Source organism: Gardnerella sp. KA01000, assembly GCF_049244035.1.
Classification (GTDB): domain Bacteria; phylum Actinomycetota; class Actinomycetes; order Actinomycetales; family Bifidobacteriaceae; genus Bifidobacterium; species Bifidobacterium leopoldii.
In genome coordinates, this window is record NZ_CP058367.1 from 488,829 (window position 1) to 512,316 (window position 23,488).

General features: G+C 40.4%; 21 protein-coding genes, 3 tRNA genes and 1 riboswitch. Of the genes, 16 read left to right on the plus strand and 8 right to left on the minus strand.

Annotation, left to right across the window (positions count from 1 at the left end; genetic code table 11):
- Positions 1 to 16 precede the first annotated feature (16 nt).
- Positions 17 to 1,543, minus strand: coding sequence for a threonine synthase (gene thrC, locus HXT58_RS01735; RefSeq protein WP_415706033.1), 1,527 nt, complete (start codon positions 1,541 to 1,543; stop codon positions 17 to 19).
- A 199-nt stretch (positions 1,544 to 1,742) separates the two neighbouring features.
- Here thrC and HXT58_RS01740 point away from each other — a divergent pair, with 199 nt between their 5' ends.
- The 10 genes from HXT58_RS01740 to HXT58_RS01785 all read left to right on the plus strand — a co-directional run bounded on the left by HXT58_RS01740 (position 1,743) and on the right by HXT58_RS01785 (position 10,051).
- Entirely contained in the window at positions 1,743 to 3,020 is a 1,278-nt protein-coding gene (locus HXT58_RS01740; RefSeq protein ID WP_415706035.1) for a glutamate-5-semialdehyde dehydrogenase, read from the plus strand.
- A gap of 393 nt (positions 3,021 to 3,413) precedes the next feature.
- Positions 3,414 to 3,932, plus strand: a complete 519-nt coding sequence (locus HXT58_RS01745; RefSeq protein ID WP_410294615.1) for a phosphoribosylglycinamide synthetase — start codon at positions 3,414 to 3,416, stop codon at positions 3,930 to 3,932.
- Positions 3,922 to 4,734 (plus strand): nicotinate-nucleotide adenylyltransferase, encoded by an 813-nt coding sequence (gene nadD / locus HXT58_RS01750; protein ID WP_004106489.1) that lies wholly within the window; start codon positions 3,922 to 3,924, stop codon positions 4,732 to 4,734. Before HXT58_RS01745 ends, nadD begins: the two co-directional genes overlap by 11 nt.
- A gap of 96 nt (positions 4,735 to 4,830) precedes the next feature.
- On the plus strand, positions 4,831 to 5,853 hold the full coding sequence (locus HXT58_RS01755; protein ID WP_032835511.1) for a ribose-phosphate diphosphokinase: 1,023 nt from the start codon (positions 4,831 to 4,833) through the stop codon (positions 5,851 to 5,853).
- A 91-nt stretch (positions 5,854 to 5,944) separates the two neighbouring features.
- Positions 5,945 to 6,015, plus strand: a tRNA-Gln gene (locus HXT58_RS01760).
- Positions 6,016 to 6,129: 114 nt separating this feature from the next.
- Positions 6,130 to 7,539 (plus strand): bifunctional UDP-N-acetylglucosamine diphosphorylase/glucosamine-1-phosphate N-acetyltransferase GlmU, encoded by a 1,410-nt coding sequence (gene glmU / locus HXT58_RS01765; protein WP_004118983.1) that lies wholly within the window; start codon positions 6,130 to 6,132, stop codon positions 7,537 to 7,539.
- 36 nt (positions 7,540 to 7,575) lie between these two features.
- Complete coding sequence (rsfS, locus tag HXT58_RS01770) at positions 7,576 to 7,998, plus strand: ribosome silencing factor (RefSeq protein WP_004118984.1); 423 nt, start codon at positions 7,576 to 7,578, stop codon at positions 7,996 to 7,998.
- Between the two features lie 24 nt (positions 7,999 to 8,022).
- The gene (locus HXT58_RS01775) at positions 8,023 to 8,841 is read left to right on the plus strand and encodes a histidine phosphatase family protein (protein ID WP_415706037.1); all 819 of its coding nucleotides are present in this window, start codon (positions 8,023 to 8,025) and stop codon (positions 8,839 to 8,841) included.
- Positions 8,842 to 8,979: 138 nt separating this feature from the next.
- On the plus strand, positions 8,980 to 9,489 hold the full coding sequence (locus HXT58_RS01780) for a LytTR family DNA-binding domain-containing protein (RefSeq protein ID WP_004106477.1): 510 nt from the start codon (positions 8,980 to 8,982) through the stop codon (positions 9,487 to 9,489).
- A gap of 112 nt (positions 9,490 to 9,601) precedes the next feature.
- Positions 9,602 to 10,051 (plus strand): DUF3021 family protein, encoded by a 450-nt coding sequence (locus tag HXT58_RS01785; protein WP_004106474.1) that lies wholly within the window; start codon positions 9,602 to 9,604, stop codon positions 10,049 to 10,051.
- Positions 10,052 to 10,365: 314 nt separating this feature from the next.
- Here the strand turns inward: HXT58_RS01785 and HXT58_RS01790 are convergent, their stop codons facing one another.
- A complete protein-coding gene (locus HXT58_RS01790) occupies positions 10,366 to 10,770 on the minus strand; it encodes a pyridoxamine 5'-phosphate oxidase family protein (RefSeq protein WP_004106472.1) in 405 nt (134 codons plus the stop codon).
- Positions 10,771 to 11,114: 344 nt separating this feature from the next.
- On the opposite strand from HXT58_RS01790, the gene HXT58_RS01795 reads away from it, so the two are divergent.
- From HXT58_RS01795 to HXT58_RS01810, 4 genes are all read left to right on the plus strand, one after another.
- Entirely contained in the window at positions 11,115 to 12,122 is a 1,008-nt protein-coding gene (locus HXT58_RS01795) for a DMT family transporter (RefSeq protein WP_116442770.1), read from the plus strand.
- Between the two features lie 190 nt (positions 12,123 to 12,312).
- Entirely contained in the window at positions 12,313 to 13,389 is a 1,077-nt protein-coding gene (locus HXT58_RS01800; RefSeq protein WP_116442769.1) for an ATPase, read from the plus strand.
- 166 nt (positions 13,390 to 13,555) lie between these two features.
- Positions 13,556 to 13,628: transfer RNA gene (locus HXT58_RS01805), tRNA-Ala, on the plus strand.
- A 113-nt stretch (positions 13,629 to 13,741) separates the two neighbouring features.
- A riboswitch (Lysine riboswitch) is annotated at positions 13,742 to 13,928 on the plus strand.
- A 149-nt stretch (positions 13,929 to 14,077) separates the two neighbouring features.
- The gene (locus HXT58_RS01810; RefSeq protein ID WP_004106466.1) at positions 14,078 to 15,469 is read left to right on the plus strand and encodes an amino acid permease; all 1,392 of its coding nucleotides are present in this window, start codon (positions 14,078 to 14,080) and stop codon (positions 15,467 to 15,469) included.
- A gap of 113 nt (positions 15,470 to 15,582) precedes the next feature.
- Here the strand turns inward: HXT58_RS01810 and HXT58_RS01815 are convergent, their stop codons facing one another.
- On the minus strand, positions 15,583 to 16,479 hold the full coding sequence (locus tag HXT58_RS01815) for an ATPase (RefSeq protein WP_116442768.1): 897 nt from the start codon (positions 16,477 to 16,479) through the stop codon (positions 15,583 to 15,585).
- Positions 16,480 to 16,660: 181 nt separating this feature from the next.
- Positions 16,661 to 16,736, minus strand: a tRNA-Asn gene (locus HXT58_RS01820).
- Between the two features lie 205 nt (positions 16,737 to 16,941).
- Here HXT58_RS01820 and HXT58_RS01825 point away from each other — a divergent pair.
- The gene (locus tag HXT58_RS01825) at positions 16,942 to 17,559 is read left to right on the plus strand and encodes a M23 family metallopeptidase (RefSeq protein ID WP_240321009.1); all 618 of its coding nucleotides are present in this window, start codon (positions 16,942 to 16,944) and stop codon (positions 17,557 to 17,559) included.
- 142 nt (positions 17,560 to 17,701) lie between these two features.
- On the plus strand, positions 17,702 to 19,513 hold the full coding sequence (locus tag HXT58_RS01830) for an AMP-dependent synthetase/ligase (RefSeq protein ID WP_116442767.1): 1,812 nt from the start codon (positions 17,702 to 17,704) through the stop codon (positions 19,511 to 19,513).
- Positions 19,514 to 19,610: 97 nt separating this feature from the next.
- On the opposite strand, the gene HXT58_RS01835 is transcribed toward HXT58_RS01830, so the two are convergent.
- The 4 genes from HXT58_RS01835 to HXT58_RS01850 all read right to left on the minus strand — a co-directional run bounded on the left by HXT58_RS01835 (position 19,611) and on the right by HXT58_RS01850 (position 23,308).
- Complete coding sequence (locus HXT58_RS01835; RefSeq protein WP_004106457.1) at positions 19,611 to 21,320, minus strand: hypothetical protein; 1,710 nt, start codon at positions 21,318 to 21,320, stop codon at positions 19,611 to 19,613.
- Positions 21,321 to 21,443: 123 nt separating this feature from the next.
- The gene (locus HXT58_RS01840; protein ID WP_064340255.1) at positions 21,444 to 22,259 is read right to left on the minus strand and encodes a fructosamine kinase family protein; all 816 of its coding nucleotides are present in this window, start codon (positions 22,257 to 22,259) and stop codon (positions 21,444 to 21,446) included.
- A gap of 90 nt (positions 22,260 to 22,349) precedes the next feature.
- Positions 22,350 to 22,793 carry a DUF2871 domain-containing protein gene (locus HXT58_RS01845; protein WP_004106454.1) on the minus strand — a complete coding sequence of 148 codons (444 nt, stop codon included), beginning with the start codon at positions 22,791 to 22,793 and terminating at the stop codon, positions 22,350 to 22,352.
- Positions 22,794 to 22,867: 74 nt separating this feature from the next.
- A complete protein-coding gene (locus HXT58_RS01850) occupies positions 22,868 to 23,308 on the minus strand; it encodes a hypothetical protein (protein WP_415706040.1) in 441 nt (146 codons plus the stop codon).
- Between the last annotated feature and the right edge of the window lie 180 nt (positions 23,309 to 23,488).

Sequence of the window (23,488 nt, forward strand, 5' to 3'; positions counted from 1 at the left end):
GCTTAAAACTTTATGATTATTTTGCGAAATTATGCGCTTGAGCTACAACATACTCAGGCATATCTTCAACATTAATAACATCATTAAAGCGTGGAGTTTTATTTTCAAGATTTCTAAGCATGCTTGGAGCTTTAGTTCCTGTAGCTTTACTAAGAGCGTCCATGCATTTGAAATCATCCATATCTTGCACATGCTCAATATTCAAAGATTCAGCAACAACACGAGGGAATTTATACGGGCTTGCAGTGCTTAGCAATACTCTAGGTGTGCTTTCGTCATGTGGAATATTTTGCATAACGAAGAATCCGCAAGCAGTATGTGGATCGATCACATACTTGTACTTGTTCCAACAGTCATAAATAGCTTCGCGAATTTGATCCTCATTCGCCCAACCGCAGCCAAACAGTGAGCGAATCTTTGCAAGCACATTTTCTGGAATCTCAAAAGCGCCCCATTGAGTCAAGTCATTCATAAGCATTTGTATTAAACGCGTGTCTTTATCGCACATGTAATAAAGCATTCGCTCCAAATTAGAAGAAACCAAAATATCCATAGAAGGAGCAACAGTGTGATGGAATGTGCGTTGACGGTTGTAAGTGCCGCTTACCAAAAAATCAAAAAGCACATTGTTACTATTGCTAGCAACAATGAGATGCTTCACTGGAAGACCAAGCATTTTTGCATAATATCCTGCTAGAATATCGCCAAAATTGCCTGTAGGAACACAAAATTCTACTTCGTCTCCAAGTTTTATAACTTCGCGTTCAATAAGCTGCTTGTATGCTGCAAAATAGTAAACAACTTGTGGCACAAGACGACCAACGTTAATTGAGTTAGCTGAAGACAATACTGTATTCGCATCTTCTTCAATATTTTTGTTGAGCTCATTATTTGTGAAAATCTGTTTAACGCCTGTTTGAGCATCGTCAAAATTACCGCGGACTGCGCAAACTTTCACATTTTCGCCTACCTGAGTAGTCATTTGCAATTCTTGGACGCGGCTAACTTTTCCTTCTGGATAAAAAGTAATCATAGAAGTGCCTGGAACATCAGCAAAACCAGCCAAAGCAGCTTTACCTGTATCTCCAGAAGTTGCAGTTAGAATCATAACGCTTTTTTCAATATCAGATTCGTTCTCGTGTTGAGTTTTAGTGCGAGACATTAATTGTGGCAACATTTGCAAAGCAACGTCTTTAAACGCACAAGTAGGACCATGGAAAAGTTCCATCACAAAATCGCTAGTGTTCCCAAGCTGCTGGAGTGGAGTAATAGCGTTATTAGACCATTGATTGCCGTATGCCAGTTTAATGCAAGAAGAAAGCTCTTCTGAAGTATAATCAGGCAGCAACAGTTGCAAAATATCCTGCGCAATTTCTTGATACGATTTGCCTTGCAATTTAGAAATATCGTAACGCTCGCTACCAAGGCTATCAGCTACAAATAATCCGCCATCTTCAGCAATTCCTTTACGTATTGCCTCTTTTGATGTGCATGTTGGCTTAAGCGAACGAGTGCTATGGAAAATAGTTGTATCTGATGCCATAATAACTCCGTAACCGTCTGTTTATAGAGAATATTTTTTACTTACGTAGATTATTTATGTAAATTATTTACACAACTTATATCAAATTATGGTACCTGAAGCGCTGGGCGAATGGGCGTGTGCTAATCTCATATATATAAATGCTTTTGTTTTACTATTAATTAATTGGCGATTAGGCAAATAATTTATAGGGGGAACGTTGTCTGTTGATGATTTAGTGAATGCTCGTGCTGATTGTGCGCGCAAAGCGTGGCGTAATTTTGCTCATGCAGATACTCGCGCAAAAAATGCGCTTCTCGAAAAAATGGCAGATGCCTTAGAGTATGCAGCTTCAAATATTGCTGAGGCTAACAAAAAAGATCTTAAAGAAGCTGAAGCTAAGGGAATGGATGCTGGAAAGCTCGATCGGCTTAAATTTAATGAAGAGCGAATCCAAGCTTCTGCAAAAAGCGTGCGAAAAATTGCGCAATTGCAGGATCCTGTAGGTCAAGTAGTTCGCGGATACACTCTTCCTAATGGAATTAAACTTTCGCAAATTCGAGTTTCAATGGGCGTTATGGGAATGATTTACGAAGCTCGTCCAAACGTAACTATTGACGTAGCTGCTTTGTGTATTAAATCTGGAAATGCTGCGATTTTGCGAGGCGGAAGCGCGGCTCTTCATACGAATCAGGCGAGTATTGAAGTTATACAATCGGTTCTTAAAAATTCTAACTTTAGTGCTGATTTGATTCAGTCTGTTGATGATTTAGGAAGAGACGGAGCTACGTCAATGATGCATGCTCACGGTCATATTGATGTGCTTGTGCCTAGAGGTAGTGCAAATCTTATTGCAGCAGTTGTTCAAGAATCTACGGTTCCTGTTATTGAGACTGGAGCTGGAAACGTACATATTTATGTAGATAAAAGCGCTGATATTAAAAAAGCTGTACCTATTATTATTAATGCAAAAACGCAACGAGTGGGCGTGTGCAACGCTGCTGAAAAATTATTAGTGCATAAAGCTGTTGCGCAAGAATTTTTGCCAAAAATCGCTGCTGCTTTAGCTGAGCATAATGTAATTTTGCATGCAGACGATAAATCTTACGATATTTTGCAATCCGCTAATATTCAAGGATTGCAGCTTGAGCGTGCCACTGAGGAAGATTGGAAGCGAGAATATTTGTCGCTGAATATGGGTGTAAAAGTTGTAGATGATTATACTGATGCAGCTTCTCATATTGCGAAATATTCTACTGGCCATACTGAAACCATTATTGCTGAAGATTACTCAACTATTCAAAGTTTTATTGCAAGTGTTGATTCCGCTGTAGTTATGGTAAATGCTTCAACGCGCTTTACAGATGGCGGCGAATTTGGTTTCGGCGCAGAACTTGGTATTTCTACGCAAAAATTACATGCAAGAGGCCCTATGGGTTTGCTTGAAATGACAACAACCAAATGGATCGGCTACGGAGATGGGCAAATACGTTTATAGTTTATTTTTTACATCTCAATGCGCACTACTATTCAGTCGTGTGAATATTCGTGTGGTAGAGATTTGAGATTTTTCGCACTGAACGAAGGCGGACGTCAGAGCCGAAGGCTGCTGACAAGCCGAGTGAAGAAGAAAAATCGAAAAATCTCTGCGATGAGCACGGTTATTAACGATTGACATGTAGAGTTTGGGGGATTTCTTTACGAGCAATAAAAGAGGACTGAGGAAGCAACATTATTTTAAGAACAAAGCAGACAGTAAAATCTTTAACAGCCAGAGCGACGAAGGACGGGAACTTGCGAGGAGAGAAATCTCCCAAAACTCGCGCCACAGTAAGCAAATTAAAAAATAGACGTACTGGTTTTAATAGTTACGTGGCGGTAAGGTAAGAGTATGCCTAATAATGACGTGAATTTGAGTACAGCTGAAGCGCTTGATATTGCTGCTGAACGTTTGTCCATTGTGCGATATGTTTTTTTGGTGCAAATTGAAGATGGTATTGCTTCTGCATCGCAACGTTCATCGCTTGAGTATGCTGACGCAGTGTTAATGGGCTGGCCAGATTCTGATTCGAATGATGTGACTATTCCTGATGAAGCTTCGTTTAATAATGTTCTTGAAAATGTTCGCAATATGGAAAAGAATATTATTAAGTTTAGCGAATTAGAACGTGATCATGATATTGATGGCATGACATCCATGCTTGCTAAAATTTCGGAATCTGTAGCGAAAATTCGTGGTGCATATCAACCAGATTTCCCTCTTCCAACTTTTGCCGAAATCCAGCGTGTCGTAAAAGATGAGTGGGATGAAGAAATGGGCAATATTAATCCGGATAGCGCAAATGTTGCATCTGGGTTAGTGAATGAAACTCAAGTGGAAGACAAGGAATCTGAAGCGAATGAGTCCTGAAATTCACGAAGATGCAGAACGTCGCATGTCTGACCTATTTCATGGCGCGTTTACTGGTAAAGAAGCGGCTCCTCCTGCGGTTGTGAATTCAGTTCATAAACGTACTTCTACTCGTGGCAATGTGCACGAGCGTCAGCGCATTGGAATTATGGGCGGCACATTCGATCCAATACACAATGGTCACTTGGTTGCTGCTTCAGAAGTTGCTTGGGTTTATGATCTTGACGAAGTTATTTTCGTTCCTACCGGTAGGCCTGTTTTTAAGCTTGATAAAAAAGTTACGAATGCAGAAGATCGTTATTTAATGACTGTTATTGCAACAGCCTCCAATCCAAAGTTCACTGTTTCTAGGGTTGATATTGATCGCCCTGGAGTTACTTATACTATCGATACTTTGCGAGATATACGTGCTCAACATCCTGATGCGGAACTTTTCTTTATTACTGGAGCTGACGCTATTGCTGAAATAATGCAATGGAAAAATGCGCGCGAAATGTGGAATTTGGCTCGATTCGTGGCTGTTACTCGTCCTGGCTATTCGAGGCCAGAAAAGTTAGCAGATTCTAATTCTCCGTTAATGCCTCGCCAAATGCATACGAATGATACTGGTATTGCAGCGAATCGTGACGATATGGTTCATTGTGATTCTACGCATTTGCCGGTTGATATTTTAGAGATTCCAGCGTTGTCTATTTCTTCTACTGATGTTCGTCGTCGAGCTGAGCATGGTGAGCCGGTGTGGTATTTAGTTCCAGATGGAGTAGTTCAGTACATAGTTAAGCATGGTTTGTATCGTGCGTAATTATTGATTTTGTAGGCTTGTCGTTTATCGTCTGTGCAAAAAGTTAGTATTGATTATGTTCATTTCGCGAATTAAAGCGAACTAATGTTTGGAGATATGGTGAGCATCGTCCTTGAAGGAAAGCCAGATAAAAACCTTGTTCTCGTTACCGGTCGCGCACATCCGAAGCTTGCTCGTGATGTAGCTGATCAGCTTGGAATTGATGTACTTGAAACTACGGCATACGATTTTGCTAATGGTGAAATGTATGTTCGCTATACGCAATCTGTGCGTGGTACAGATGTATTCGTTATTCAAAGCCACAGTGATCCTGTTAACAAGTCCATTATGGAACAGTTAATTATGATTGACGCTTTGAAGAGGGCTTCTGCTCGTTCAATTACTGCAGTATGCCCGTTGCTTGGTTATTCTCGACAAGATAAAAAGCATCGCGGTCGTGAACCTATTTCTTGCCGCTTGATGTTTGACTTGCTAAAGACTGCTGGTGCTGATCGCATTATGAGCGTCGATTTGCATGCAGCTCAGTCTCAAGGATTCTTCGACGGTCCTGTTGATCACTTGATTGCTATGCCAGTTTTGGTTGATTACGTACGTGATCGTTTCCGCGATGATCTTGCTAATGTGACTGTTGTGTCTCCTGATGCTGGTCGTATTCGCGTAGCAGAACAGTGGGCTCAGCGCTTAGGCGGCGGTCCTTTGGCTTTTGTGCACAAAACTCGCGATATCACTTGCCCTAATAAGACGGTTGCAAATCGCGTCGTTGGTGACGTTGCTGGACGCGATTGCGTTATGGTTGACGACTTGATCGATACTGCAGGAACTATTGCAGGAGCTTGCAATGTGTTGAAGGAAGCTGGAGCTAAGTCTGTTACAGTTGTTGCAACTCACGGCGTGCTTTCTGGTCCTGCAGTCGAACGTTTGAAGTCTTGTGGTGCTAGGGAAGTTGTTTTGACTGATACTGTGCCTATTCCAGAAGAGAAGCGTTGGGATGGTTTGACTGTTCTTTCAATTGCTCCGCTTCTTGCAAGTGCTATTAAAGCAGTGTTTGAGGATGGTTCGGTTGCTAAGCTTTTCGACACTTATCCTGAGCATCACGGACAAGGATTCTTATTTGCTTAAGTATTGATTTCGTGCGGTTTGCTTTTCGGCACGCCAATTTGACGTTTTTTGATATTATGGCATAATAGTGACTTGGCGGTTTTTCCGCCGTTCCCTCATGGTGTAATGGCAGCACACGGGTCTTTGGAACCCTTTGTCTTGGTTCGAATCCAGGTGAGGGAGCTTACTTGAAGCGCTACTCGTTGAATCGGGTGGCGTTTTTTGTTTTAAACGCTGCTAATAAGTAATAGAATTACATACAGCGAAATTTATTGAAATAGTATAAGGAGCGTATGCGTGGAAAAGCATGATGTAACTGCGGCAATAATTTTGGCAGCAGGCGATGGGACGCGTATGCGTTCAGAAACTCCAAAAGTACTACATCCATTTGCTGGTAAAACATTTCTCAATCGTGTTATGGATGCCATGAATGGCGTAAATCCTAAAAAACTAGCTGTAGTTGTGCATGCTCAGGCTGAACGCGTAGCTGCTGCTGCTGTTAGCTATAACGAAAATGTGCATATTGTAAATCAGGACGAAACTCCTGGAACCGGCAGAGCAGTGCAATGTGCTATTAAAGATCTTAACGAAATTGCTAAAAACGAAACTGGTGAAGCATTAAAAGGAGCTGTGCTGATTGCCGCAAGCGATATGCCGCTACTTGATACGCAAACTTTGCAGTCTTTAGTTGATTTTCACAATAATAATAACAATGTGGCAACAGTTCTTACAGCAGTATTAGACGATGCAACTGGCTACGGCCGTATTGTGCGCGAAGCAAACGGTGACGTTTTGCGTATTGTTGAGCATAAAGATGCAAATGCTGGAGAGCTTGCTATTCATGAAGTGAACACTTCTGTATATGTATTCGATGCGACTGTATTATGTGACGCGATTGCAGATCTTAACTCTCAAAATGCTCAAGGTGAGTTCTATTTGACTGATGCTTTGGAACATGCTCGAAAGTTTGGTCATGTTGGTGCAATGTCTGCTCCAGATCCGCTTACTGTAGAGGGCGTAAATAATCGTGTGCAATTAGCTGCGCTCGCAAAAGCACATAATAAGCGCGTGTGTGAAAAATGGATGCTTGAAGGTGTAACTATTCTCGACCCTGATACTACTTGGATTGAAGATAGTGTTACGCTCGCACAAGATGTTACTGTGCTTCCTGGGTGCTTCCTTCAAGGTCGTACTACGGTTGCAAGTGGTGCTGTAGTTGGCCCTTACACGACTCTTATTGATGCGCAAATTGATGAGGATGCTGTGGTTGAACGTTCGCGTGTACAGGAATCGCATATTTGTAGAGCTGCAAACATCGGTCCTTGGACGTATTTGCGTGCAGGAAACGTACTTGGTGAGGAAAGTAAGGCAGGAGCTTTCGTAGAAATGAAGAAAGCTCATATTGGAAATGGCACTAAAGTACCTCATTTAAGCTATATTGGCGATGCTGATTTGGGTGAGCATACGAATATTGGCGGCGGTACGATTACTGCAAATTATGACGGAGTGCATAAGAATCATACTACGATTGGTTCTGGTGCTCACGTTGGCGCAGGAAACCTGTTTGTAGCACCGGTTACTGTGGGAGATGATGTTACTACCGGCGCTGGATCGGTGGTACGTCACGATGTTCCGGCTGATTCTATGGTGTACTCGGAAAATACTCAGCACGTTGTAGAGGGCTGGAAGCCAGCTTGGGAACGCTAAAAAGCGTTTGTTGGAGAATTAAGGAGTAGTAACATTATGACAGCTTTAGAAAGCTCAATTAGTGCAATTCGTATTGCTGCCGCTGCTGCAGACCGTTTGAAAGCAACGAACGAGCAGGCTTTTGATGTAAGCGATTTGCTTGGTATTACGGATGCTATGTTAGTTGTTTCTGCTTCAAATGAGCGTCAAGTATTAGCTGTTGCAGAAGAAATCGAAAAAGACTTGTACTTGAAAGACAACAAACGCAAGGCTTTATCTCGTGAAGGCTTGGAATTAGCACAGTGGATTTTGCTTGATTTTGGCGATTTTGTGGTTCATGTAATGCATGAGGAAGCACGAGCATTCTACCGCTTGGAACGCCTGTGGAATGATTGCCCGGCAATCGATTTGCAACTGCCAGAGCATGCTAGCGAAACTGAAGATTCTAGCAAAACTGAAGATTCTAGCGAAACTGAATAATAAGAAGAAAGTACGGTACAAACCATGGTTGATTTCGTAGAAAATGTTGCGAGTAACGTAAATAATTCCATTAATAGTGCGCATGAAGGAATTGCTCGTTCTGTTATGCTTATTCGCCACGGTCAAACTCCGTATAATGCACAGTTCCGTTTGCAAGGCATGATTGATATTGCTTTGGATGAGTCTGGAATGGATCAGGTGACTCGCTCTGGAAAAGCTTTGCGCGTGCTTTTTGGTGCTTCTGATTTAGAAGATCCAAAGGACCCGAACAGCACTGAACACGTGCGCATTACGCCAGAAGAAGCGGACGAGAGTTTTGTGGCGATTGTTTCTCCACTTATTCGCGCTCAACAGACTGCTCATGCTTTTGCAGATAAGATTGGGCTTCATGTGCATGTTGAAAATGGTGTGCGCGAGCGTTTCTTTGGCGAGTGGGAAGGTTTGAATCGTCAGCAGATTAGCGAGCAGTGGCCGGAAGATTTCAAAGCTTGGGTTGAAGGTAAAAGCGGAGAGCTTCGTCATGGTGCTGAAGCTAAGCAGGAAGTAGGAGAGCGCGCTGCTGCTGCAGTAGAAGATTGGGCTCGCAAAACTGGCGCAGACCGTGATTTGCTAGTATTTTCGCATGGTTCCTGTCTTTCGCAAACTGTTCATAAGCTGCTTGGATTAGATAAAGTAGATCCTTCTTACAAGACGATTGGCGGCATGGGAAACGGTCGTTGGGCGCGCTTAATTCCAAGTCTTAACGCTGATGGTTCGATTCATTGGCGTTTGGATGCTTATGATCAAGGTCCTGCAGCTGACCCTACAAGCCAGCGTCTTATTCGCATTTGGGGTGCTGCGTAATCTCTCCTTTACCGCTTAATTACCGAAAGCTACCGTTTAGCGATTTTGTAAAGACAGACTATTTACAGTGCCGTATAGTCAAAATTACAAAACAAAAAGCTAACAAACGCTAACAGTAGTGTACGGAAAGGAGGCTTGATGAAAGTAACTATTGCTATCGTTCCGCCTGAGGAAGAGCAGTCAGTTCAGTTGTCAATTCACAATATTGACGATGAGCTTAAGCACATTATCGCTCAGTTACAAAGCATTGACTCCAATGATGCAAATGTAAGAAGTGCTGAAAATAATACTGAAATTAATACTTCAGATAAGTTGAGCAACAATAATCCATTCATATACGGTTATATTAACGATTCGATTATTGTTATGCATGAGCCAGATGTGATTATGATTTGCGTTGAAAATTCGCGCGTAATCATTCACGGTGATAAAGGCGAGTGCGTGTCTTACAAGCGCCTAATGGATTTTGACAATCCGCAATTCGCGTCGTTTGTGCGCATATCTAAATCCGCAATCGTGAACTTGAATCGCATTGTTCGAGTTGATCCAGGATTTGGTGGAAGTATGAGCGTAAAAATGGACGATGGAAGCGTTGAGTGGATTAGTCGCAGATGCTTAGGTGGGTTCAAAAAGCGCTTAGGGATGTAGTTATAGTAATAACGAATGTAGCTAGAATGTAGTCAAATATAAAACTATCAAAAATTTTAATACTGATTTTTTTTTAATACTAGATTTTAATACTTAAAAGGAAGCGATTATTATGGAAAAGCAAGTTGCAACATTAGGTAAAACAATGGTAAAAAACATTGTTAAAGGCATTGGCATAGGGTGCACTATTTTTACAGTAATGTCTTTTATATCAAGTCTGTTAGCGCATAGTGAGGTTGGAAATAGAATTGCATCTTATGCTGTAGCATCGTTTGTTATAGGCATAGGATATGGAGTGTTCGCTATTTTTTGGTCGAATGAACGCATGTCAAATTTTGCAAAGTTCGTTTTTGCGCTAGTTCCGCCAATTGCTATTCAGTTTATTGTATCGGTGATTGTTGGATGGATTTCGTTCAAAGATGAGCCAGCGGTGATTTGCGGATGGATTGCGTTCACTGTTATTTTACCGATTCCTATTGCTGCAATAATTTATTACTTCGAGAAGAAGAAAGCGAAAGAAATGAACGCTAGACTGAAAGCATTGCGTAAAGAAAGCAAGTAAATTAGTGACAACTAAATAATCAAGTAAAGAATTGAGTGGTGTTCATCTTCGCCGTTGAGGACGAACGCCACTCGATATTGTATGACGCCTACTATAGACGTACTAATTCGGCGTTTTGCGCGACGACTTGCCTGAGCGTTTAAAGCGTAGCGCGCGAAGGCAACTCGGAGCGGAAACTCGCTTAAGTTGGAAGTCCAGTGGACTTCCAACGCGAGTTTCGTAGTGAGCGCGTTACCCGCGCGAGCGTCCGCGCTCAGTGCGAAAAATCTCAAATCTCTACCGCACTAATATCCACACGACTGAATGACGACGCATTAATCTTTTGCAATAGTTTTGCCGGCAGTAGCTCCAGAAGTCAAGTCCTGAATCTCAGTGATTTCCATAACTGGAACTGCAGCTGGCTTCTTCGTACCTTTTTCTTCGGCCACACGTACCTGTTCTTCGTAAATCGCGTCATCAGTGTGAAGAGTTACTGTTCCGCGGAAGCGATAGCCTTTCTTTTCTGCCAAATTAGCAACTGCTACAACCAGCTGGCTGCCGTCTTGCAAGTTCTTATAATGCTGACCTGCAGTGCGCTCGTGGTAGGCAAGGTGGTTGTCGTCGAGTACGAACATAGACATTTTTGGTCCCAAATCAAGCTCGCCATCTTTGCTTACTGTTGCAATCCAAGCCAAATTATTCGCAATAAATTCTTTCATATCTGCGCTAAGAGTTGCCATAATATTCCTTTCCTAACAAGATTGCGTACTTTCTTCGTACGCAATTTATAAGCCTACATTGCTACATTACGCTGATTTAAAAGTGTATACGAGCGTGTAGCGTAAAAAAATTGTAAGTTGTGATATAAATCACCCAATTCTTCAATAGTTTCGTGGGCGAAATTTATACAGCAAAATACTTGATTGCCACTGTTTTCTGGAGCGTATATCGGAAATTTTACGAAAGAACGCCAGAAAGTTGTACTTTTCACGATTTTACGGCTATTCTGTCTATTTTATAAGCTAAAACGCTTTATAAAAGAAAAATTTTAAAGAATCAACTTTTATAGTTGAAGGGGAACATTATGAAGGTGAAATATGAAACAGCTAAATCTATAGCTGAACCGCTTTCGGATAAATCGGGCATGCCTCAAGGCAAAAGTGTTCGTACTGCTCAGATTATGTTGTTGATTTGTGCTGCTATTTGGGGTGGCAGCTATGTTTCTTCAAAATATGCTCTTGAAGTGTTTCCTGTGCAATGGCTTATGGGCGTTCGTATGGTTGGAGCTTGCACAATTATGGCTGTTATTTTTTTCGGTACACTTCGTAAAACTTTTACAAAAAAGCTTATTGTTCCTTCTTTACTAACTGGAATTACGTATTATGCTACTTTAATTTTGCAAACTGAAGGATTACGTTCAATCGATCCAGGCCGTAGCGCGTTTTTGACAGCAGCATATTGCGTAATTACGCCATTTTCTGCTTGGTTAATTGTCAAGAAAAAGCCAACTCTTTTAGGATTAGTAGCTGCAGTTATGTGCGTTGCTGGAGTAGGTTTTGTGGCATTAAAGCCTGGAATGCTTGTTCTCACATTGTCTTATGGAGATTTCCTTACTTTATTATGTGCTGCAGTTTTTGCTTTTAATCTTACGTTCCTTGCGTATTATTCTCGTAAATATAATCCAGTTACGTTAACTTTTGGGCAATTTGTTGTTTCAGGCGTACTTTTTGTAGCTGGTGCGCTTATTTGTGAGCCTTTGCCAAACTTTAACGCTGCTGATCATTTCTCTATTTTTGCTAATATGTTCTACCTTACAGTGGTAGTAACAGTAGTTGCGCAAATTATGCAAAACTATAGTTTGGTGAATCTTTCTACTGCAAATGCTTCTGTGATTATGTGCACTGAAAGTTTGTTCACGCTTTTATTCTCTACTGTTCTTTTTCATGAGCATGTTTCTAACATGGCTTTTGTGGGATTTGCTTTAATATTTGCTGCAATTATTACTGCAAGCTTAGGTGAGCATTATTGTGATAAAAGAGCGAATTGTGAGCTTTCTTATAAAGATAGAGATTTTGAGGTTGCTAAGTCTTAGGCATTTCAGTTTTGTGTAGCTAAGTTTTATGTATATAAGACTTGTGATTTTGTTGTAAGAATGCTCTGGCGATACTGTGCAATTTTTGCGTAGAGTGATACCATCATTGTTGTAATGATGTTGGTAGTGGAATTTGCATATTTGCCATGCATTTTGGCATTATATTCGCATAAATAGTTAAGGTGCATAAGTGAAGAATTTCTTCAAAGGCATATCGTTTACGCAAGTATTAGCTGGATCGCTCGCTGCAGTGACTTCGTTTTTACTTGCTTCTAAAATTGGTATTGCTGGTTCAGTTATTGGCGTAGCTATTGGTTCTATTGTCTCAGCAGTAGCATCACAGTTGTATCAGAATGTTATTCACGCTTCATCGCGTAAACTTTCGGAAGTGAATCCGAATACTTCTACAGAACAGTCTAATTTTAGTAATGTGTCAGATTCTAGCGTGCGTTCAAATGGTTTAGAGAATGTTGATTCTAAAAGAATTGGAGATGATATTCATATGCAATATTCATCAAATTCGTTGCAATGTAATACTGATCCTTCAGATGACAAAAATATGACTGTTCAAGATGCAAGATCTGGACGCACTGTTAGTTCGCAAGTCCGTAATCCAGAATTAGAAAATACGCGTATTTTGGAATTGTCGAAATTACGTGAACAGCATGAAGAAGACATGGAACTGTCGGAGGGCACAATTCCAGAGCCGGTGCCGTTATCTAAGGTTGTTAGTGAAAACTACGGTTACTCTTCTAGATCTTACCAAAATAGAAACGATCATCGTACAACAATTGTTGTTGCTGTTATAAGTGCTCTTATAGCTGTTATTGTTACTGCAGGTGCTGTTCTTTTGTTTACACAAGGAAAAGGCACAGACAATATTGATAAGCCTGAAGAAATTAGTCATGAGCAGCAGCAAAATCAGCCGCAACCTAAGCAACGTCTTAACACTAATACTAATCAAGACCATAAGAAGTCTCATGATGATTCTGATAGTAAAGATGCTAATGAAGACGAAAATGATGAGCATGGCAATGAAAACGCAACTGGCTCAACAGGTGGTCATTCTGATAATGATTTAGGTAGTGATACTAACAATGATTCAGGAACGAATTCAGGTGATGCTGCTAGTGGGAATAGTGGATCGGGTGCTGATAGTTCTGATGCAGGTGCTGGATCTGCTGGATCTTCGGGATCTACTGGTTCTTCAAACAATGTAACTTCTCCTGGTAATGGTGATCAATCTGGAAGTGCCAATGGTAACTAATTTTCGAATTGGTTCTTGAATTGGTTTGCCGAATTGGCGATTAAATTGTTAGTAGAATTCGCAGGATTTTTGGAATTTGTAAGTTGAATTCGACACGCCGCATTTGGATAGAGCGGCTATTTGTTGTATTCTATCAAAGGTTCGTTTGAACGGCATAAGTAAAAACGGGGCTATGGCGCAGCTGGTAGCGCATCTCCATGGCATGGAGGGGGTCGGGGGTTCGAATCCCCCTAGCTCCACAAATTTTAAACGTCACTTCTCATGAAGTGGCGTTTTTTGTTATTATTTTTCGATTTTTATGCGCCACGCCGTATTTTTTACTGTTTGTCTGCAAGTCGTACTAATAATGAACACCATCGACCAGAGGTCGCGCTCGACAAGAGTAATAAGCATGAGCTAGGGAAAGCGTTAATTGCTTACAAAAGGGGAGAGCGCCGAAGTTTACTGCTTAATCCCAAAAGTAGTGAGCTGGGACTTGGCTTAATATACCAAGGACTGTCGCAGCGAGTCGGCATTCGCTGCGGAGAGCTATCGACACGCTTGCTTTTGCTTGCTTGTTTTGCCTCTGATTGTCATGAAAGGAGGAAAAATGAGTAGCTCATTATCATCTACTGCTGTACAGAATACTCAGCAAAATACTCAGCAAAATAACGATGTTCATCGAGGATTAAAAACCCGCCATATTTCCATGATTGCTTTAGGCGGCAGCATTGGCACCGGCTTATTTGTTGCTAGTGGTGCAACAATCCATATGGCTGGTCCTGGCGGCGCTTTGCTCGCTTATGGTGCGATTGGCATTATGGTCTACTTCCTTATGACTTCCCTTGGTGAAATGGCCACTTTTATGCCTATTAGTGGATCGTTTGCATCGTATTCTGGACGTTTTATTGATCCTGCACTCGGTTTCGCAATGGGCTGGAACTATTGGTTTAATTGGGCTATTACGGTTGCAGTGGACGTTAGTACTGCAGCAATAGTTCTGCAATACTGGTTCCCAACAGTGCCAATATGGATTTTCTCGCTGTCGGTTCTTATGCTTATTTTGGTTATCAATGTGCTTACAGTTAAGTGCTTTGGAGAAACCGAATACTGGCTTTCTATTATTAAAGTGTTGGCAGTAATCGTATTCCTTGTTATCGGTTCGCTTACGATTGTTGGCATTGTTGGCGGCAAAGCGCCATTCTTGCAAAACTTCACTCATAAGGACGCTCCATTTGCAGGCGGTGTTCCTGCAGTGTTGTGTGCTTTCGCTATTGCAGGCTTCTCTTTCCAAGGAACTGAGCTTATTGGTATTACTGCAGGCGAGTCTGCAACTCCTGAAAAGAGTATTCCAAAGGCTGTAAAGCAAGTGTTCTGGCGTATTCTTCTCTTCTACATTCTTGCTATTTTCGTTATTGCTTGCATTATTCCTTATACTGACAAGAACTTACTTGGTTCTGATGTAACTGATATTGCTATTAGCCCATTCACGCTCGTGTTCCAGCGTGCAGGTCTTGCAGCTGCTGCAGCAGTTATGAATGCTGTTATTTTGACTTCTGTTATTTCTGCAGCAAATTCCGGCATGTATGCTTCAACAAGAATGCTTTATTCGCTCGCAAAAGAAGATAATGCTCCAAAAGTATTTGGCAAGGTAAGTCTTCGTGGTATTCCTGTTCCTGCGTTGATTGCTACATTTGTAGTTGCTTTATTTACTTTCTTTATGAGTATTTTTGGCGATCAAATATACATGTTCCTGGTTGCTGCAAGTGGTTTGACTGGTTTTATTGCTTGGGCTGGTATTGCTGCAGCTCATTATCGCTTCCGTAAGGCATACTTGGCTCAAGGTCATTCCTTAGATGAATTAGTTTACCGAGCAAAGTGGTATCCGTTTGGTCCTATTGTTGCGTTCTTCTTATGCATTCTTGTTATTGTTGGTCAGGATTTGCATTCATTTGCAACGCTTAACTGGCAGGCTATTGGAATCACGTACATGTCTGTGCCGCTATTCATCGTTCTATACATTGGCTACAAGATTAAAAATCATACTCGAGTAATTCCTCTTGAAGAAGTCGATTTAACTCATGTTCGAGTAGCAAAATGAACGAATAGTTTATAAAGTTCAACATCGTTTACGATGTAGAGTTAGATAATGTAAAAGCTCCCAGCGTATATCACTGGGAGCTTTTACATTGAATCAGATAACAGAGCAATGTTTTATGGTTTTTGTGAACCTGCTATTATGTCCGGGGTTTGTTTTTTATCGGAATCTTGGTTGTCCTTTTTTGCTTTATCATTCGGATCTCCTTGACCACTATTTCCTTTAGGTTTTTCAGCACCAGCTCCGTCTTCGTTGCCTTTTTTGTCTGATTTTGTGCTTCCTTTACCTTCTTCGTTGCCTTTTTTGCCTGGTTCTGTGCTTCCTTCACCTTCTTCGTTGCCTTTTTTGTGCTGTGAATTTTCTGTATTACTATTTTTTTCAGGCTTTTTGTTAGTCTTTGTTTCAGGCTTTTTCTCAGTCTTCTGTTTCTTAGTGTCTTGAGTATTTGTCGTCGGCGCTGGCGTTGGCTTTGGTGGGACAACATTTGAACGCTGAATTACAATTCCAGTCGATTCATTTATCTCTTGCTTCTTTGTTTCTTCGTCTTGTTTGTCTTTGTCTTTGTCTTTATCTTTTTTGTTATTTTCATCGATTAATGTAACAGCCAACTCGCGCACTTTTTTTGCTTTGACTGCATACCATTCAGAAGCAGCTAAAGCTTCTGCGCTTTGGGAACCAAGCTCTTCAGGAGAGTTTGCTGTGCAAGATACTGCATCAGGAACCTTTTCGCTCATGATTTTAGCAAGTTCTTTTGCGTTATCAGAGTCACCTTTTGTGAGATCTGTTATTACGCTGTTGTGTACTAAACTTTTCCATACGGCATTGGCTTTAGAAACTTGCGCAACTTTTATTTCGCACTGTCTGCGAGCTGCTTTAGTGCGTTCAGTTTGCTTCATGTACCAAAGTGTGCCAACTGTGCCAAGAGCTAAAGCTAGCACAACAATTCCTGCTATGAGAATAATGAGCTTTTTCTTTTGGTTCGTTTCAACATTATCGGAGCTATGTTGATTCATATTTGTCCTCTGTTATCTATTGCTGCTCAACATTAGCGCATTTGAATACGCAACTTGTTTATATAATACGCCAAAATGTTTATGTTAGCCACGCTCATGAGCGCTAAACAATTAAGATTTTGCTTGTGGATGCAAGTCGTAATATTTAACGCAAAAAGCCACTGGAAAACCAGTGGCTTTATGGCTCCTGCGGCTGGGCTTGAACCAGCGACCATTCGATTAACAGTCGAACGCTCTGCCAACTGAGCTACGCAGGAATATCTTGTGCTCAACTAAGCGCTGTGCACAAGACATTTATATTACACGGAATTTTCAAAGATGCAAATATGGCGTGTTTTGGCGTGTCGAAATAGTGATTATAAGCATATTTTTATCCACAATGCTTTAAAAGCTTATGATTTTCGCAAATTAGCTGCAAAACTTTTATAAAAGTCGTTTTATAAAAATATGGATGGGGAATATATGTGTATTCGCAAAAATTATGGATTATATTACAAAATATCTGCCTGTTTGGGGATTTTTATAATCTCAGTTATTTTATTAGATGCGCTGTTTTTACAACCCGAAATTTCGCAAAATAATCATCATCTTAAATATTATGTTGTAGAATCTGCTGTGACATGTTGCCACAAGTGTGCTCTTTCTAAAGGTGATTATAGTGAAAAAACATGCAAGTCAGCTATGCAATGGCCTGTGAAACCTGCACAAATAGTAAAAGCTTTTAATCCTCCGCCTAAACCTTGGATGGTTGGGCATCGTGGCGTAGATTTAGCTGCAAGCACAGGGACTCCTTTATTTGCGCCTGCAGATGGCGTTATTAGTTTTGCTGGTAAAGTCGCTGGTAAATCAGTTGTGACTATTAGGCATGGTGAACTGACATCCACTTTTGAGCCTGCTGTAACAAAGTTTAGCGTTGGGGTTTTTGTGAAAAGAGGCCAGAATTTTGCACATGTCGAAGGAGGTTCGGACCATTGCGGCACAACTTGTGTGCAGTGGGGTTTAAAGCGTAAAAATCGCACATATGTTAATCCTGAAAGAATGACTGTTAAGCGTCGCATTGTGCTTAAGCCTGTGGAATGAGCAAAATAATATATTTATATCGTAGATATTTGTAGATAAATGAACAAAATTGATTACAATCTTGTAGATATTCGCATATGCGAAGGCTTGCAAATCGCGTATAGTAAAGATATACGTCAATTCAGCAGATAGAGGAGCTAATATGCAAGAATATTCTCGTCCACTTGATGAGTCTATTAATACAGATGTTAATGTTTTCTCACTGCTAGAAGAGCGAGCAGAGCGCAATCCTAATGGTTCTTTGGTTGAATACGTTGGAGCTGACGGCGTTTGGAAGTCATATACTGCTGAAGAATTTAGAGATAAGGTAATAGCTGTTGCTAAAGGCTTTATTGCTAGAGGAGTAATGCCTGGTGACGCTGTGTCAATTATTGCTCACACTTCATGGCAATGGACAGTTCTTGATATGGCTATTATGTCTATAGGCGCATTGACAGTGCCAATTTATGAAACAAGCTCTTCGCTGCAAATACAACATATTGTTCAAGATTCTCAAGTATGTTCAATATTTGTGGAGTCTCCTGAAATGTTGCCAAAAGTAGAGGCTGTTCAGGAAGAATGTCCTACTCTTCACGACGTATATGTAATGAATCGTGGTGCTATCGACGCGTGCATTGAATACGGTAAAGCAGTAACTGATGCTGAATTTTATGAGCGAGTGCACGCTGTTAATGGAAGTGACATAGCAACAATTGTATACACTTCAGGTTCAACTGGTGAGCCAAAAGGAATTGAGCTTACTCATAGCAATTTTGTTTTTATTGCTAAATCAGGTGTTATTTCTATGCCAGATATTGCGTTAAAAGACAGCCCGCGTCTTTTGCTGTTCTTGCCTCTTGCGCACGTTTTTGCTAGGTTTATGCAATTGTTCTGCTTTGCTGGAAATATAACTCTTGGTTTGACGAGTAATTTGAAAACTGTATTGTCTGATTTTCAAACTTTTAAACCAACATTTATTCTTGGTGTTCCACGCATTTTTGAGAAGATTTACAATGCTGCTTCTCAAAAAGCAGGCAGGGGAGTAAAAGGTTTTATTTTTGCTTATGCGTCTAAGATTGCTCGCGAATGGTCTCGCGCTCAGCAGTCTAGTTCAATGGTTCCTCCAATGCTTGCTCTTAGCCATTCAATATGTAAAAAATTAGTGTATGCTCCACTACTACACGTATTTGGAGGCTCTGTTTCATACGCTATTTCGGGCGGCGCTCCTTTAGATTTGTCGATTGCGCATTTCTTTAATGGCATTGGTTTGCCTCTTCTAGAAGGCTATGGAATGACAGAAACTTGTGCACCTTCTATGGTGAATCCTACGACAGGTTATCGCATTGGTACCGTTGGTTTGCCTGTAAAGGGTGTATCTGTTGCTATTGCTGACGATGGTGAATTGTGCATTAAGAGTCCTGCAGTATGCAAAGGCTACCATAATAATCCTGAGCTTACCAAACAGCAGATTGTAAATGGCTGGTTGCATACGGGAGATTTTGGGTCTTTAGACGATGACGGTTTTGTGCGTATTACAGGCAGAAAGAAAGATCTTATTATTACTGCTGGCGGTAAGAACTTATCTCCAAATGTGTTGGAAGCTTCATTAATGTCTTCACCTATTATTTCTCAAGCTGTTGTTATTGGAGACAGGAAGCCGTTTGTTTCAGCAATTATTGCGCTCGATTTATCAGAAGTAAATACTTGGCTTTCTTCGCGTGGCGCATGCCCTGTACGGTCTTTAAAAGAGGCTTCACGTAACGGTATTGTGCGAGCAGAAGTTGAGCGTGCTGTTAGCAAAGCAAATGAGCTAGTTTCTAGAGCTGAGTCTATTCGCAAGTTCGAAATAGTTCCAGATGAGTTTACTCAAGCAAACGGTTTGATTACGCCAAGTTTAAAGGCGCGTCGTCAAGTTGTTGTAGAGCGTTATAACGACCTTATCGAACATGTTATTTATGCTCCACGCAAACGTTAGCTGCGTGTAAATTCGTGGAATATAACTTGAAGCTAGCCTGAAGCTACAGATTGCGTTCCACAAATTATATTTCACAACTTGCATCCAAAAATTGTATTTACAAGCCTGCGTCTGCTAATGATACGTAGCCTGGGTCAATTAAACGTGACTTTAGATTTGTTGCGCTTACTGCCACTAGTCGCTCGTTAACAGTAGGGACAGTTTCCCCGTGTTCAATTTTTGTTTGCACTGTAGCGATTTTTTTGTCAAGTTTACCGTTTCTGTTCAAAGAATAACAAGTAGCAGTAAGATCTTGAACAATCTGCTTATGATTTTCTATAGTTGTCATCCATTGCTTTCCGCTCACAATGTTTGGCATAATATTTTTGTACGCGCCATAACCAGTTATTACTGGCCATTTCTTTGCTTCTGATTCTTCTTCCTCATCTTTTTTCTGCTGTTGTTGTAACTCTTTTTCAGTTTTCTTCGCAGAATCTTTTGGAGCAGGAACTGGTCTTTTATTAAGATCTCGTTTCCCTATGAAGTTTCCGATAACGTCCGGCAAATTGAAAGATGGGTTTATATCTGCTGCGCTTCCTTCATAACCGAGATCGTTTAGTGCTTGTACGGCTTGTAAAGCAATTTGATCATCGAGTGCAATAATTCCATCAACGCGATGCCTTGAGTGTGAAAAAAGACTTGTACTTCTCGTAATTCGTTTTGTTAACTCATTTTTCACAGAGTCAGCTACATCTGCGTCGAAAGCAACATTGGTCCAGTCTTTTTCGCTACTATTCACATTCAGTCTTCCAGAAGTGCTTATTAATGTCCCCGAAGCAAAATATGGTCTCAAAACTTTCCAAATGCCAGCGAATGCTTCTTCAGCAAAATCATCATGGAATGCTGTTTCGCTATTTGCATGCGTATTGTTGTTAGAATCATCATCCTCGCTTGCTTCGTCGCTGTTATTTTGTTGATTATTATTGTTTGCATTAATATTTTTTTGATTGTGACATGGCAAAAGAACTTCAATGTAGCGTGGATTTTCTTTAGTTGCACGATCTAGAGCGATTTTTTGTACCAGAGTTGTTGCTTGAATTTCGCCAATGGTTCTTGCGTCAGATAAATGGAACATCACATCAGGTTTGAAACCGCTAACACGTCGTGAGAGCATAACAACGTGTATTCCTGCCTTTTTTGCTAGGCTAAGTGATGATGCCAATCGTTTTTCTGCATTAAGCTCATCTTTGGATGATTGAGAGTTATCGGCATTTTGTAAATTTAAGTCCTGAGTATTTGATTTTTGCGTATTTTCAGAATTAGACGCAGGTAATGTTGCATAATCTCCATAGTTATTATTGCCGTTTTTGTTAGTCCATGGAGCTATAACAATTGTCGTTTTGCTTAATTGTTTTTTGACTTTTGAATTTTCGGAAACAGAATTGTGCTTTTCTGAATTATTCTGTTTTGCATTGTTCAATGAGCTTAGCAAATTTACTACATAATCTTGCACATCGCGGCTTTGTTCTGAAAGGCTAGAAGAAGTTTTAGTAGTAATAGAATTATCGTCAAATCCCTTATCTTTTAACGATTTTATTAATTCTGGGACCAGTATATCCCACGTGCTTAGAGGCTTATTACGTGTTATTGCCAATCCATCTGATGGAGTAAAAACAATAACGTTACCGTGGTTCGCTTGTTCTTTATTTTCAGATTTTAAAGAAGTTTTTGTTGAACTTGCGCACGAGCTAACAACAAAAAGCATCGTAACTAATGCTGTCAGCATAACTAAAGAACGATGCATAGTTCTGTTGCACAAACGAATCATAGTAGTGACCTCTCGTTTCGTGGTCTATCTGTTGCTGTCTATATGTGTTCTACTTGTAACTATCTTCTAACATTGTATATAGCCGTGTGCTAAATACTTACATTGCTATTTTAGTGAGCAAAATTATCTTATAGAACTTTTTATAAGACTTTCGCACATATTACGGTATTCGCTCACGTAGCCTCCACCAAAGAACACGCAATGTCCTGCAATAGGGTAGAGCTGCCAAATAATCATGCGCTGCTCAAAACCTGCTTTAAGTGGATGAACAGACTGATAGCCGTCTAAAATCTGCTTAAAATAGCTGATTCCAAATAAATGAAGCATAGCTAAATCTTCTTCGCGGTGCCCACCATGTGCTGCAGGGTCGATTAGAACAGCTTCAGTGTGTTCGCCGTCTGAACTTTTAGTCCATAACACGTTTCCGCTCCACAAGTCTCCGTGAACTCGAGCAGGCTTATCTTCTGCAGCTTTTCCTAATAAATCAGGCAGCGCATCAATAACTTCGTTTGTAAGATCTAAGTCGCTTTTAGTAAGCTCTCCGCGAGCAATCCCAAGCTCAACCATAGGGCGCAATCGTCCGTCCGCAAGGTAGTCAATAACATTACTCCAAGTGCCAGTTGGCATTTCAACTGGATCACTTAAAGGTCCAAAATAGCATGTGCCATCGTAATCTGCTGGTGCTTCACCAAAATATTTTGCACCGTAATCGTGCATATGAGCGAGCGCTGCACCAAACTCAAATGCAGCAAGTGGTGTTGCTGAGTGAGTGTCAATGCGCTCAATATTAAGGTAACCGTTTCCCCAATCAAATACTTCAGCCACTCTAGGGCCGCCGTATTTGTGAGCTTCAGAAAGCCATTTTAAGCCTTTACCTTCGCATTCAAAGAAACGCTCAGGCGCGTATAATCTACTTTTCTTATATACAGCGTTGTTCATAGAAGCCTTCTTAACGTAGTAGCGCATACGAAACATGCGCTACATACTTAATAAAATATTTATTAATAAATTAAATTATTCCCAAGCTCACTATTTTACTGAAGTATTAGCACAATGAGCGATGCTGCGTTTAATTTGCAATAAGATGAGTACAATACTTACGCCAAGTAGGATGTGTCCGATTCCTGCTAAACCAGTTATGGCAAAATCTATAGATGGACTGAGATGTAGACGTAGTACTTGTGCAATTCCACGAGTAATCATCATTACTGCTGTTAGGTTGAGTCCAATATGATAAGTTATTAAGATTCTCGTAGTTTTTTCGTTACTAAAACTGAAGTTTTTCTCAACTAGTATAAGTAACAGAAAAACAACCATGCCAAGCATAAAGTAGTGTGTGTGAACTACAGCAAGCATACTTTTTGCATGGAAAGCATTAAATTTTGTAAATTCGCGATAAAAGACGCCGCCAATCATGGCGAGGACAGCATACAACAAAGACGTATTAATATAACGTTTCATAACATGGTTCATAGTAACTTCCTTACGTAGAGTGATAGTCAAATATTCACTAGTAATGTTGCTGGTGTTGCAAGTGTTTGTAAGCACTATTGCATAGTATGAGTGTTTTTGTAATGCGGATATACAGTTTTAACAAATTGATATCCAAAAAGTAATCCTGCTAAGGCTAATGCGGAGCCTAATCCCGTATAAAACACGGCAATAAAGCGTTCTGGAGCGATATTTGTTGCACGAAGAACAATTCCAAAAGTCATCATAAAAGCCATGATTATAAAAGATTTAACGTCAAAGAATTTAAGGAAAAACTGCTTTTCTTCCACATAGCCGTTAATTCTTTGAGTATGTTTTTTAACGAGTTTTCCAAAAATAAGGAATTGGAATATTGCAAAAACTAATAACGATAAAGCGTAATTTAGTGGCTGCAAATAATTTGGGTATGCCAATAAGCCAATCTTAAGAATATTAGAACCAGCAGCTCCCCAAACTAAGCAAGCAATAAGAAGTAACGTATTTTTTTGTACTTTCAATTCACAACCTCTTTAATATTTATAGTTTTATTGAATTTTACCTAATTTTCTAATCTTTATTTGCTCAAAAAGTTTATTTACTATTGTAATGATTTATTTTGCGAAATAATCATAAAATCTTAATCTTGTGCGCATATTAGGAAAACTTACGTTAAAACCACATATTTTCTTAATAAAATA